The organism is Flavobacterium sp. ACAM 123 (genome assembly GCF_000264055.1).
GTDB lineage: Bacteria > Bacteroidota > Bacteroidia > Flavobacteriales > Flavobacteriaceae > Flavobacterium.
This window is the reverse complement of sequence record NZ_AJXL01000109.1, coordinates 1-12,725: the sequence shown is the minus strand read 5'-3', so window position 1 is coordinate 12,725 and position 12,725 is coordinate 1. Positions and strand designations below refer to the sequence as shown.

The following is a 12,725-nucleotide window of genomic DNA, read 5'->3' as shown; positions in this document are numbered from 1 at the left end:
TAATAAGAGGCTTTATTGTTGCAGTCTAAAATACAAATTAAAAAAAAACGGTTCTTTTAAATAAGCAGAAGTTAGGTTTATTTAGCACCGCCAAAATTTGGCGTGAATTACAAATTTTTTATCAAAGCCCGTATGCCTAGTTTTTGTTTCAGCAGTTTTTGAGAAGTTTATTGATTTGTTGGTATTGGTGTTTTGTTTATTGAAAGTTTGGATGAAATATTAAAAAAAAATCAAATTAATTTTTAAACCACCTACAAGTCTTTTCAAATGATGTTGTTCCTTTTTCTACACCTATTTTGATGTATTTTTCAGTAGTATCAGTTGTGTTGATGATTTTACTTAAAGTATAGTGCGCTTTTTATTTTTATTTCTAGAATTACATATTTTAGTAATAACCTGAAATTTGATGTGTGGAAAGCTAAAATCATTTCAAAATGAATTCGTTTTAATATGGCTTTGTTTTCTTCTTTAGTTTGATTTAAGCGAATCGCTTTTTTTAATAGTATAAAAGTAGAAGTGTTAATTTTATTATTTTTTTTGAAAAAATCAGTTCCCAACGAATTGGATACTACTCTTTTGTGAATCAGAATTTCGTCAATAAAGTCAAATTCATAAATTCGAGAAGCGCGGATCCAAAAATCCAGATCTTCATAAGCTAGATTTTCATCATAGCCTTTAAGTTCGTCAAAAACAGTTTTTTTTACCATGGCAGAGACAGAACAAATACTATTGCCGCCTGCTAATACTGACAAATAGATATCTCCAGTTGCTCTTTTTTCAATTATCTTTTTATGATTGTCAACGCCAAAATAACAAGACTCAAAGTCACCGTTCTCCTTGATTAGTGCCGCATTGCCATAGACCAGCCCCAGGTTTTTAAAAGAACTATTTACAAAGGCATTGTATTGTAAACTGACACAATTGTGTAGTAAAAAATCATCCGCAGCCAAGTCAATGATATAGTCTCCTTTGGCTAACTTTAAGGCTTTGTTAAATGATTTGGTATTTCCTAAATTGGTTTTGTTTACAATAAATTGGATTTCGGGATAATCAAGGAGCCACTTTTTTATTACTGTTTTAGAATTATCAGTACTACAATCGTCAACAATAATAAGTTCAATCGATTGGTAATCTTGATTAAGGACAGATCGCAGACTTTCCACGACATACTCACCTTGATTGTAACACAAGCAAATAATGGTAATTAATGGTTTATCTTGCATATCTTTTTCAAAGAGTTATATATTTGAGACGAAAATAAGAAATCAATAATGAAATTGCCTACTAAAAAATATAAAGTTGTTTTAATTGGCTATCGTCTCAGCGCTGGCGGGAGTGATAAAGTGATGGCTAATTTATCTGTTTTTTTCGAAAGTAAAGGCATTGAAGTTCATAACATCATTGTCATTAATGAAGTTTCTTTCCCCTATGCAGGCAAGCTGGTGAATCTAGGTTTGTTGAAAAACGAAGGCAATGGATTTAGTAATAAGTTCAAGCGATTGATTGCATTACGGAATTATTTACGTGCTCACGATTTTGATTTTATCATCGATTTCCGTTTTAGAACTAAAGTCATCCAAGAACTAATAATTTCCCGACTGATTTACAACAGCAAAACTATATTTACGGTTCATAGTTTTTTGATAGATCATTATATGCCGCGTAATTCCTGGCTGGCAAGATTAATGTACAATCACTGTTATGCTAATGTGGCCTTAGTAAAGCAGATGGAGGAACTCATCGTAAATACCCATCAATTAAGTAATGTAGTTGCGATTGCAAATCCTATTAATATAGAGGAAGTCAATAAAAGAAGAGATGAGAAGCTAACGATCCCCTTTGACTATATTATTGCCATTGGACAGTTCGAAAATCCTATTAAACAGTTTGATCAACTCATTGTGAGTTATGCTAATTCAGTTCTAGCAGAGAAAAAAATTCATTTACTAATATTGGGTGATGGAAATAAAACTCCATTGGAAAAAGTAGCAAAAGAGAATAAGGTGACAGATTTTGTTCATTTTTTAGGCTATCAAGAAAATCCTTTTAAGTACCTGAAAAGAGCTCGGTTTTTAACGTTGTGTAGCAAAAATGAAGGGTTCGGCAATGTCCTTGTTGAGGCATTAGCGTGCGAAACACCAGTTATCGCTTTCGATTGTTCTTGCGGGCCGGGTGTAATTGTTATTGATAGAGAAAATGGAATATTAGTAGAGGATCAAAACTGGCAAAAATTGACGGAAGCCATGAACGAAATGATAACAAATGCCGTTTTATATCAATACTGTAAGCAAAATGCTGCGACAAGTATTAAACCATTTCTATTAGAGGGAATTGGTCAACAATGGTTAGATTTGATGAAAATTAATCTTGATTAAATAAATGGGGGCACTAGAAAAAATACAATTATTAAAAATTCCGGTCGTAGAAGATGTACGCGGAAATTTGGGTTTTATTCAAAATGATGTTTTGCCATTTGAATTCAAGCGGGTCTATTATCTTTTTGATGTACCAAGTACTGCCTTTAGAGGAGGACATTCACATATCAACCAAGATGAGGTATTGATCGCGTTAAGTGGTAGCTTTGAAGTTATTCTTAACGATGGATATAAAAAGAAAACGTTTCTATTGAATAAACCCAATATTGGATTGCATTTACCAACGGGTATATGGAGAGAATTAGGGAACTTTTCTTCAGGAGCTATTTGTCTTGTTCTTGCTTCGGATGTATTTATAGAAGAAGATTACATTAGAGATTTTGATGAATTTATGGATTATGTTAAAAATTTATGAATGAGAGTATGCTAAAAACATTTATATCTAAAGGAGATTTTATTGATGTCTATCATAAAATTAAACAAAAAGGAATAGCCGTAATTTTTACGAAATTAAAATTATCTTCAAATTCACGTGTGGCATCTAAATGGAATTCGTTTGTTTCAATTTCTGATTTTTGGATAATTCCAGAAATACAACAAAGATGGAATTGTATGATTTCTGGAGATAAAAATATCGAATATGAGGATTATGTGGTTAATAAATACTTGAAGGATAAGAGTGATTTAAAAATGTTATCGATAGGCTGTGGCGAAGGATATCATGATCGAAAATTTGCAAAATATAATTGTTTTAGTTCAATAGATGCAGTAGATATTTCAAGCGTTAGCATTTTGAATGCAAAAAAACAGGCAAGCGAAAAGAGTCTAAAAATAAATTATTTAGAAGGCGATTTTAAAGAAATGGCATTCTCAGAAGGGAATTATGATTTGATATTATTTAATTCAAGTCTGCATCATTTTGATGCTATTTCTTCAACTTTAAGAAAAAAAAGTTAAACCATTACTCACAGAAAAAGGAATTGTCGTAGTCTTTGAATATGTAGGTCCAAATCGTTTGCAATGGTCTAAATTACAATTGGCAAAATCGAACGAATTACTGCAACAATTACCTAATAGGTACAAATTGCTTTATGATAAAACGTCATTGAAAAAGAAGGCTTATTGTCCAGGGATGTTAAGAATGCTAATCGTAGATCCTTCTGAGGCTCCAGATTCTGAAAGTATAGTTTCAAGTCTGGATGGGCATTTTAAAGTGCTTGAGAAAACTAATTTAGGGTGGAATATTCTTCATATTCTCTTGAAAGGAATTGCACATAATTTTGTCAATGAAGATAGAGAAACTAAAGAATTATTGGAATTTTTGTTTATCGCAGAAGATGAATTTATTAAAGAAGGTAAGACGAGTGATGCTATTTTTGGAGTTTATCAAAATAGATAAAGCACTACTGCCGATTATTTTTTTAGTGTAGTGTAAAAAACTTGGTAGTTAGCGGTTGGACTTTTTTTGAACTATTCTGAAAAATCAGCACAACTTATCGGCATTATACTAGAATAAGTAGTAGGCGATTTATAAATTATAATAGGTATAACATGAAAAGGATACTTTATATCACACCCCAAATAAATAAGGAGGGAGGTTTGGAGCGAGTATTGTCTATAAAAACGAATTATCTCATTGAGAAATTAGGTTATGATATCACTATATTAACACAAAACAGCGGAAATGTTTTGCCCTTTTATTCGTTCAATAAGAAAATTAAGTTCTACGATATGGAACTAAAAGGGAGTAGAGCTTTCTTTTTATGGCAGTATAATAAACAAGTTAGAAAGAATGTTAGAATTGTTAATCCAGAAATAATAGTTGTCGTTGAGAGTGTTTATAAAGCATTTGCTCTGACACTAATCATGAGAACTCATATTCCAATGATTTTTGAATATCATGGTTCAAAAAATGTACAAGAAAACGAAAAAAAAGAATCGTTTTATTTAAAGTATTTTGAAAGAATTATAGATCGCTTTAAAAATCATACAGTTACTAAATATGTTCATTTTGTAGTTTTGTCTAATGAAAGTAAAGCAGAATGGAATACGAAGGATGCAATTGTTATTCCGAATCCCAATTGGTTGCATACCGATAAAATTGCTTTATTACAATCCAAGAAAGTAATTGCTGTTGCCCGCCATTCCTATGAAAAAGGCTTGGACAGACTTTTGTACATCTGGAGAGTAGTTTCTAAGAAGCACCCTGATTGGATTTTGGAAATTTATGGAAAATCAGATGTGGATAATTCACTAATGAAGTTGGCCAAAAGTGTGAAAATAGCTGAAAGTGTTTTTTTTTATGAGCCTGTGCAAGACATTGAGCAAAAATATCTTAACGCTTCTGTTTGTGTGATGACCTCAAGAACTGAAGGGTTGCCGATGGTTCTAATCGAAGCTATGTCATGTGGTTTGCCTTGTGTTGCCTATGATTGCCCCTGCGGGCCAAGAAGTAGTATTGCGGATAACCAAAATGGATTTTTAATTGAAGATGGTAACGCTAGTTTATTTGCTGAAAAGCTAATTCTTTTAATAGAAAGCAAAGTACTAAGAGAACAGATGGGTAAGGTAGCCTCAGAAAGCGGTGCCGCTTATGATGTAGAATCTGTAATGAAGCAATGGCAAAATCTTTTTGAAAGCTTGGCAAAATGAACTGATTATTTGACTATTGTTTTACAAAAGTAGCCTAATTTATAGAAGTCAAATAATACAATTGATGGGTTTTTAGAAAGTAAATTTCTTGTAATTGCGCTTTCGACCAGATTGAAAAGTCCAATTGTGACTCTAATGAATTTGATTTTTTTCAGGAAAAAATAAGCAGAAACAATCTTACTGTCTATATGGTGTGGATTTTTTGAACGAACTATAAAAATTAAGTTTTCTAAGGCAATTCGGGTCTTATTCAAAAATACTGCCGATGTTTCTAAATTGAGATGAAAAGTAGGGTTGTCACTATGGTATACAGCTATTTTTTTTACTTTTAAATCCATAAAAAAAAAAGAAATCTTCATAGCCATATTTTACAATGGATTCATCAAAAGTATTAAACGGAAAAAAGCTCTTTTTTTAGTAATAAGTTTGAAGTTAAAGCGCTATTATCTGGATTTTTATTTCTTAGCTGTATCGAAAGTGCTTCTCTTTCATTGCCATAAACCCAACGTAATAATTGATTACTTGCTGGCTTTTTTTGATCATAAATAATTCCTCCAAAAATAATTTGTTGATCATTTTTTTGAATCTCAACAAGATATCTTTCTATGAATTTTGAATCTTTGGGGAATGTATCGCAATCTAAAATTAAGAGCCACTCCTGTTTTGCCTTACGAGCTATTTTATTAATATTTATGCCTCGCCCTAAATTGGCAGTATTGCTAGAAAAACTACAATTTTCTAAAGTGTTTATTTCTTGATTTTCCTTTAAATATTCATTGGAAAAATCATCCTGACAAAGTATCTCAAAATCAATCTTGGCTTCCAAACACTGGGAATGCAATTCTTTTACTAAAGGATACGCATTGTAATTGTATATTGGAATAAGGATAGAAAGCATTACACTGTTCTTTGAACCACTTCAAATATTTTAGAGTCTTCGCATTTCAATGTTTTCGATGGGAATTTCATTAACAAGGCATAATCATGAGTAGCCATTATTATCGTTTTTCCATTACCGTTGATTTTTCTCAAAACTTCAAGTACTTCAGCGCTTGTTTGCGGATCTAGATTTCCCGTTGGCTCGTCAGCAAGGATAAGTTCGGGGTCATTAAGCAATGCTCTGGCAATGGCAACACGCTGTTGTTCTCCACCGGAGATTTGATGTGGCATTTTGCTGGCATAATCTTTCATACCAACTTTATCCAATACCTCGTCAATTTTTCTGTCCATATCCTCTTTAATGGTCCATCCTGTGGCCTTAAGTACAAATAGCATATTGTCTTTAATCGTACGATCCGGCAGTAATTTGAAATCTTGAAACACAATCCCTATTTTTCTTCTCAAAAACGGTATGTCATTTTCTTTTAAGGTTGCTAAATCAAAATCTACAATATGTGCTTCACCTTCTACCAATGGTAAATCAGCATAAAGCGTTTTCATCAAACTACTCTTTCCTGATCCTGTTTTTCCAATGATGTATAAGAATTCACCATGGTTTACTTCCAAATTGATATTAGATAAAATCACTTTATCTTCTTGATAAATGGTTACGTTTTTTAAAGACAGGACAGCTTGAGACATAATTAGCATTTGTTTATTGGGTAAAAGTAATAAGATAACGGTGGTATTCAAAATAAATTTCATGTATTAAGACGGATTGATACGAATATAAATACTTGAACGGATAATGATAGTCGTAGGAATCCAATTGTACGACGATTTGTGATTTTCAGAAATAGGCAGAAGTATCGTTAAGAGCTTAAATTGCCATTGTTAAAAAATTTGTTCATAATAAAACCGAAATGTGATTCGTTATAGACCATAGAATATGATACATTTGAATAATTAAAAAAAAAATAAAATGCGTAAACTTTCCTGGCTTCTCTTTTTACTGGTTTTTGTTGCATCTTTTTCTGTTTCGGCACAAAAATCAACAATATACACCCATGATTTAAAAGATTTTAATAAAGCACTTTCGTTGTTTAATGATGGTCAGTTTGCTTCGGCCCAAATTATATTTGAAAAAGTAAAATCGGAAACGAATGATGACGAACTAAAATCAGATTGTTCTTATTATGACGCGACTTGTGCTATTCGAATGAATCAGGCCAATGCCGACATGCTTATGGAGCGTTTTGTTTCAGATTATCCAACAAGTGCCAAGAGCAATCAAGCATTTATAGAAGTGGCACATTATTATTTTGATCAAGGAAACTATCCTCAAGCGCTTCAATGGTTCGAAAAGGTAAACGAAAGTCAATTGAGTGCTAGCGATAGAGATAAATTTAATTTCCAAAAAGGATACAGTTTCTTTAATTCGAAAAATAAAAAAGAAGCAACTACTTATTTTAATAAGGTGGTGAATTCTCAAGAGTACGGTTCTCAAGCTAAGTATTATTTAGGTTTTATGGCTTATGAAGGGGATGACTATAAAGAAGCAACGAAGTATTTTGATGCCGTGTCTGGTGAAGAAAAATACAAGGAAAAGCTTTCGTATTACCAAGCTGATATGAATTTTAAACTGGGTAATTTTCAAAAAGCAATTGAGCTGGGAGAAAAAGCGATGGCTAAATCGAATGCTATAGAAAAATCGGAGCTGAATAAAATTATTGGGGAGAGCTATTTTAACCTAAAAAAATACGAGGAGTCGATTCCTTACTTGGCAGCATACAAAGGAAAAAAAGGAAGGTGGAATAATACTGATTATTACCAATTGGGTTATGCGTATTACAAGCAAAATGATTTTGAAAACGCCATTTCACAATTCAATAAGATCATAAACGGAAAAGATTTTGTGGCACAAAATGCCTACTATCATTTAGGGGAAAGTTACCTGAAGTTAGATAAAAAGCAGGAAGCTTTGAATGCTTTTAAAAATGCCTCCGAAATGGCATTTGATGCTTCGATTCAAGAAGATGCGAGTTTAAACTATGCGAAATTAAGTTATGAAATAGGGAATTCGTACCAAAGTGTACCTGCGGTTTTGTTGGGTTTTACAAAAAAATATCCTAATAACGCTAGCCGTTCCGTAGTAGAGAAATTGTTAATTGATTCGTATATCTCTTCCAAAAATTATAAGGAAGCATTGGTTTTATTGGAAAAAAACAAAAGCCCAGAGAATAAGTTGGCCTATCAAAAAGTTACTTTTTACAGAGGATTAGAATTATATGCTGACAGAGACTATGCAGAAGCATTAAAAATGTTTAAGAAATCTATCGATGGGCAAATTGATGCAGCCATGACAGCAAGAGCTACTTTCTGGAAAGCAGAAACGGAGTATGTTTTGGATGATTATAAAAATGCATTATTGAGCTTTAGACAATTTTCAGGATCGTCTCGTGCATCCTCTGCACCAGAATATAAAAACATCAATTACAATATTGCCTACACGTATTTCAAATTGAAAGAATACGATCAGGCGGCGACTTACTTTCAAAACCAAATTGAAACAGTAAAAGACGATAAAGTACGATTGGCTGATTCTTACCTGAGATTAGGAGATTGTCAATTTGCAACATCAAAATATTGGCCTGCAATGGACGCGTACAATAAGGCAATCGATATGAAGGGTGTTGATGCCGACTATGCCTATTATCAAAAAGCAATTTGCTATGGTTTTGTTGCTAAAAATGATAAAAAAATCGAGGAGTTGAATTCCTTTTTACAATTGTATCCAAAATCCAATTACCGTGACGATGCCATGTACGAATTGGCAAACACCTATGTAGCAAGCGGAAAACAAGATTTGGCTTTGAAAACATTTGATCGTTTAATTTCTGAATTTAAGAACGGATCTTATACTGCAAAATCAATTTTGCGTCAAGGATTAATTTATTATAACTCTGATAGAAATGCGGATGCTTTAACGAAATTTAAAAAAGTAGCATCTGATTTTCCTAAAACTCCTGAGGCACTTGAGGCGGTTTCAACGGCACGATTGATTTATGTTGACGGTGGAAGAGTAGCTGAATATGCAACTTGGGTAAGAACTCTAGATTTTGTTGCCGTTACTGATGCGGATTTAGATAATGACACTTATGAATCGGCATTAAAACAATTTGAACAGAACAATAATAAGCAGGCTATTTCTGGATTTATGGCTTACACTTCCAGTTTTCCAAGAGGAATTCATTCTTTACAGGCTAATTTCTACCTGGCTCAGGCGTACTTCGCTGAAGGCTTGGAAAGTAAATCTATTCCTAACTATGAATATGTGATAGGACAGCCTAGAAATGAATTTACGGAACAATCTTTAGCTCGTTTGTCTCAAGTTTTATTGAAAAACAATGATAATGCAAAAGCGATTCCTGTATTGCTTCGTCTAGAGAATGAAGCTGATTTTCCTCAAAATAAAGTGTTTGCACAATCTAATTTGATGAAATGTTATTATGAGAAAAAAGACTATTCAAACTCAGTTATTTATGCTGATAAAGTTTTGAATAATCCTAAAACGGATGATAATGTAAGAAGTGATGCGCAAATTATAATTGCTCGTTCAGCAATGCAAACTGGGGACGAAACAAAAGCGAGAGCAGGATATGCTAAATTGCTTACGATTGCCAAAGGAGAATTAGCGGCAGAAGCGTTGTATTATGATGCTTATTTTAAAAATAAAGACGGAAAGTTTGAGGTTTCAAATACAGCGGTTCAGAAATTGGCTAAAAACTATTCGGGTTATAGGTATTTTGGAGCCAAAGGTTTGGTTCTAATGGCCAAGAATTTCTACGGATTGAAAGATAGTTTTCAAGCGACTTATATTTTAGATAATGTAATTGAAAATTTCACTGATTTTCCAGATGTAATCTCCGAAGCGAAAAGAGAATTGGATGCTATTAAAACAGAAGAGTCTAAAACAAACTCATCGATTGTAAAATAAAAATGAAGTAAGGGAAATCATTGTTGATTGCCTATTATAAATTTTTAAAATAATTCATAAAAATGAACATTCCTTTTTACATCGTTGATGTTTTTTCAGATAGCAAGTATGCTGGGAATCAATTGGCAGTTTTTTTAAATGCGGAGAATATAGCGGAGGATCAGATGCAGAAAATAGCTGCTGAAATTAATTTTGCCGAAAGTACTTTTGTTACTAAAATGAATCCTGATGAAGCAACTGCGCAAATTAGAATATTCACTCCAGCAAAGGAAATGCAGTTTGCGGGACATCCTATTATAGGGACGTCATGGGTATTGATGAATAAAATTTTTAATACTAATCCTCAAAGTTGTACGGTAACGGTTCCTATTGGTCAAATTCCGGTTTACCAATCAGAAGGTTTAGTTTGGTTACAGGCAGCGCAACCAGAATTTTTTGATGTTTTTTCAAAAGATGATTTTCTGTCTTTCAGTAACTTAGAATTGAGTGATTTTGATAGTCGATTTGATATTCAAGAAGTCACTACCGGTAGTGCTTTTATAATGGTGGCTGTTAAAGATAAAAAGACACTTGAAAAAATTGAACTGGATAAAAGCAAAGCGGAGAAGTGGCTAGAGGGTCATTGTAAAACAGCGCATCAGGCATTGTACTTTTTTTGCCTTGAAGACGCAACGTTGAGTAGTAGAATGTTGTGCATCGAAAAAAATCAGTTGATAGAAGATGCCGCTACGGGGAGTGCAAGCAGCTGTTTGCAAGCGTTTCTTTTAAAATATCATGCTCCTGTGATTGATATAATTAATAATCAAGGAGAATTTATTAATAGGCCTTCACAAATTTTTTTCGAAGGAAAATTATCTGATGGACATTTCGATATTAAAATAGGCGGTAAAACGCAACTCATTGCAAAAGGAGAATGGGAAATAGAATAGCGACAAAAAACTAGTTAGAAAAAATAATAAGAAAAGAGAATAACAGGAGATTAAGACAAGAACTTTTCTTCTTAACTCTAAAAAAATAATAAAATATGAAATTCAATTTCCAAAATAAAATTAGCATTGCCGTTTTACTAATGGTACTTCAGGTTTCTTTTGCTCAAAAGAAAGAAGAAAACATAGGCTCTGAGGTTGTAAACGTGGTAAAACCATATACACCTGCCATTTCGGATGCTTTCAAGGTGCCGGAGACTCCTGTTCTTGATGATGAGGGGAATGCTAAAAAAGAAACTATTAAATATTCTATTTTCTCTTTTCCTGTAGCTTCTACTTTTACACCTTCAAAAGGAAAAGCAGAAGCGGTAGACAAAACAAAACAAGAGCATATGTATAATAATTATGCTACGCTTGGGTTTGGAAATTACAGAACATTAAACGCTGAATTGTTTGTTAACCAAGAACTAGGTAACAATGATTATGTAGGCGGAATGTTTCGTCATCTGTCTTCACAAGGCGGAATAACTGGTGTAGAGTTAGACGATCGGTTTTATGACTCCTCTATCAATTTGACGTATGGGGCTAATTATAATGATATGTCTTGGAATCTAGATTTAGGGTATAAAAACCAAATCTATAACTGGTACGGATTACCAGAAAATTTTGGTGCTTCTTTAAACCCGGCTGATAGATCTGATTTGATTTTTGCAATTGACCCACAGCATACTTACAACACCATTTCTTTTGGCGGTAAAATTGATTTTAATGAAGGTTTTTTGAATGAAGCAAGTATGAAGTTTAATCGCTTTACAGATGCTTTAGGTTCTGCTGAAAACAGATTCTATATCAAGCCTTCCTTACAATTTGATGTTATGGATGAGTCGATTAAAACAGACATAACCGTTGATTACGTAGGAGGAAGTTTCGAAAATAATTATTTAAAGACTAATACAGAACCTTTAAAATATGGGTATACAAATTTGGGTATAGCTCCTAGTTTTGTAATGCAAAAGGAGGATTGGACCTTGAATATTGGTGCTAAAGTATTCTATAGTTTAGATAATGAAAACAGTACTAATAAACTGTATGTGTATCCTAATTTTAATGCTTCTTACAAGGTGGTTGGGGACTTAATGATTTTTTATGCCGGTGCTGAAGGGAATTTGGAACAAAACTCTTATATGGATTTTGCCAATGAAAATTTGTACTTATCTCCAACGTTGAATATTGTACCTACAGACATGCAGTATGATGTTTTTGCAGGTTTGAAAGGAAAAATCGTGAATAACGTGAGTTATAATATTCGTGGTTCTTATGTAAACGAAAGAAATAAGGCGTTGTATAGAAGTAATGATTATAATGAAAATGTGTCAAACGAAGACTATGCCTATGGGAATTCATTTCAAGTCGTTTATGATGATATGAAAACGGTGAGTTTCTCAGGAGACTTAAAAGCTAATTTTTCAGATGATGTGACTTTTGGCATCAGCGGAACTTTTAGTAGTTACACAAACGATGTGCAGCAAGAAGCCTGGAATTTACCAACGATTAAATTAAACTCTAATATCGATTTTAATATTACTCCAAAATGGTTTGCCGGAGCTGCTGTTTTTTATGTAGGGGAACGTAAAGATTATAAAATGAATACCGATCTCATTTATATAGTTGCCCCTAGTGAAAATCCAACAATCTTAAAATCATATTTTGATGTTAATGCGCATTTAGGGTATAAGTACAACAGCCAATTGACTGGATTTATACGAGCAAATAATATCACGAATAATGGCTACCAAAAATGGTTGAATTACCCGGTTCAAAGTTTTCAAATCGTGGTAGGTGCAAATTATAAGTTTGATTTTTAATTTGGCTTAAAGCCAAAACGACAGCATAAAA

General features: G+C 32.9%; 12 protein-coding genes. 8 read left to right on the top strand and 4 right to left on the bottom strand.

Annotation, left to right across the window (positions count from 1 at the left end):
* Window positions 1-335: 335 nt before the first annotated feature.
* Complete coding sequence (locus tag A3SG_RS0115425; protein WP_016990905.1) at window positions 336-1,223, bottom strand: glycosyltransferase; 888 nt, start codon at window positions 1,221-1,223, stop codon at window positions 336-338.
* A gap of 48 nt (window positions 1,224-1,271) precedes the next feature.
* Between A3SG_RS0115425 and A3SG_RS0115420 the strand changes: the two genes are divergently transcribed.
* The 5 genes from A3SG_RS0115420 (at window position 1,272) to A3SG_RS0115400 (ending at window position 5,027) form a co-directional block, all read left to right on the top strand.
* Window positions 1,272-2,375, top strand: a complete 1,104-nt coding sequence (locus A3SG_RS0115420; RefSeq protein ID WP_016990904.1) for a glycosyltransferase — start codon at window positions 1,272-1,274, stop codon at window positions 2,373-2,375.
* 4 nt (window positions 2,376-2,379) lie between these two features.
* Complete coding sequence (locus A3SG_RS0115415; protein ID WP_016990902.1) at window positions 2,380-2,790, top strand: sugar 3,4-ketoisomerase; 411 nt, start codon at window positions 2,380-2,382, stop codon at window positions 2,788-2,790.
* Window positions 2,787-3,332, top strand: a complete 546-nt coding sequence (locus tag A3SG_RS0115410) for a class I SAM-dependent methyltransferase (RefSeq protein WP_016990901.1) — start codon at window positions 2,787-2,789, stop codon at window positions 3,330-3,332. The genes A3SG_RS0115415 and A3SG_RS0115410 overlap by 4 nt, the downstream gene beginning before the upstream one ends.
* A gap of 79 nt (window positions 3,333-3,411) precedes the next feature.
* Window positions 3,412-3,774, top strand: coding sequence for a hypothetical protein (locus tag A3SG_RS0115405; RefSeq protein ID WP_035664267.1), 363 nt, complete (start codon window positions 3,412-3,414; stop codon window positions 3,772-3,774).
* Between the two features lie 152 nt (window positions 3,775-3,926).
* A complete protein-coding gene (locus A3SG_RS0115400; RefSeq protein WP_016990899.1) occupies window positions 3,927-5,027 on the top strand; it encodes a glycosyltransferase family 4 protein in 1,101 nt (366 codons plus the stop codon).
* A 5-nt stretch (window positions 5,028-5,032) separates the two neighbouring features.
* On the opposite strand, the gene A3SG_RS22485 is transcribed toward A3SG_RS0115400, so the two are convergent.
* From A3SG_RS22485 to A3SG_RS0115390, 3 genes are read right to left on the bottom strand one after another with little or no spacing between them, the layout of a single operon-like run.
* Window positions 5,033-5,386 (bottom strand): hypothetical protein, encoded by a 354-nt coding sequence (locus A3SG_RS22485; protein ID WP_232226398.1) that lies wholly within the window; start codon window positions 5,384-5,386, stop codon window positions 5,033-5,035.
* Between the two features lie 32 nt (window positions 5,387-5,418).
* Window positions 5,419-5,925: a glycosyltransferase family 2 protein gene (locus tag A3SG_RS22480; protein WP_035664262.1), complete on the bottom strand. Its 507-nt coding sequence runs from the start codon at window positions 5,923-5,925 to the stop codon at window positions 5,419-5,421.
* Window positions 5,925-6,608: a cell division ATP-binding protein FtsE gene (locus tag A3SG_RS0115390; RefSeq protein ID WP_029596847.1), complete on the bottom strand. Its 684-nt coding sequence runs from the start codon at window positions 6,606-6,608 to the stop codon at window positions 5,925-5,927. Before A3SG_RS0115390 ends, A3SG_RS22480 begins: the two co-directional genes overlap by 1 nt.
* A gap of 280 nt (window positions 6,609-6,888) precedes the next feature.
* Between A3SG_RS0115390 and A3SG_RS0115385 the strand changes: the two genes are divergently transcribed.
* The 3 genes from A3SG_RS0115385 to A3SG_RS0115375 all read left to right on the top strand — a co-directional run bounded on the left by A3SG_RS0115385 (window position 6,889) and on the right by A3SG_RS0115375 (window position 12,694).
* Window positions 6,889-9,903, top strand: a complete 3,015-nt coding sequence (locus A3SG_RS0115385; RefSeq protein WP_016990897.1) for a tetratricopeptide repeat protein — start codon at window positions 6,889-6,891, stop codon at window positions 9,901-9,903.
* A 62-nt stretch (window positions 9,904-9,965) separates the two neighbouring features.
* Entirely contained in the window at window positions 9,966-10,832 is an 867-nt protein-coding gene (locus A3SG_RS0115380; RefSeq protein WP_016990896.1) for a PhzF family phenazine biosynthesis protein, read from the top strand.
* Between the two features lie 95 nt (window positions 10,833-10,927).
* Entirely contained in the window at window positions 10,928-12,694 is a 1,767-nt protein-coding gene (locus A3SG_RS0115375) for a hypothetical protein (RefSeq protein WP_016990895.1), read from the top strand.
* Window positions 12,695-12,725: the final 31 nt, after the last annotated feature.

Excerpts from the sequence above, each read along its gene's own strand:
- A3SG_RS0115425 (WP_016990905.1), bottom strand. The coding sequence starts at position 1,223 with ATGCAAGATAAACCATTAATTACCATTATTTGCTTGTGTTACAATCAA.
- A3SG_RS0115420 (WP_016990904.1), top strand. The coding sequence starts at position 1,272 with ATGAAATTGCCTACTAAAAAATATAAAGTTGTTTTAATTGGCTATCGT.
- A3SG_RS0115415 (WP_016990902.1), top strand. The coding sequence starts at position 2,380 with ATGGGGGCACTAGAAAAAATACAATTATTAAAAATTCCGGTCGTAGAA.
- A3SG_RS0115410 (WP_016990901.1), top strand. The coding sequence starts at position 2,787 with ATGAATGAGAGTATGCTAAAAACATTTATATCTAAAGGAGATTTTATT.
- A3SG_RS0115400 (WP_016990899.1), top strand. The coding sequence starts at position 3,927 with ATGAAAAGGATACTTTATATCACACCCCAAATAAATAAGGAGGGAGGT.
- A3SG_RS22485 (WP_232226398.1), bottom strand. The coding sequence starts at position 5,386 with ATGAAGATTTCTTTTTTTTTTATGGATTTAAAAGTAAAAAAAATAGCT.
- A3SG_RS22480 (WP_035664262.1), bottom strand. The coding sequence starts at position 5,925 with ATGCTTTCTATCCTTATTCCAATATACAATTACAATGCGTATCCTTTA.
- A3SG_RS0115390 (WP_029596847.1), bottom strand. The coding sequence starts at position 6,608 with ATGTCTCAAGCTGTCCTGTCTTTAAAAAACGTAACCATTTATCAAGAA.
- A3SG_RS0115385 (WP_016990897.1), top strand. The coding sequence starts at position 6,889 with ATGCGTAAACTTTCCTGGCTTCTCTTTTTACTGGTTTTTGTTGCATCT.
- A3SG_RS0115380 (WP_016990896.1), top strand. The coding sequence starts at position 9,966 with ATGAACATTCCTTTTTACATCGTTGATGTTTTTTCAGATAGCAAGTAT.
- A3SG_RS0115375 (WP_016990895.1), top strand. The coding sequence starts at position 10,928 with ATGAAATTCAATTTCCAAAATAAAATTAGCATTGCCGTTTTACTAATG.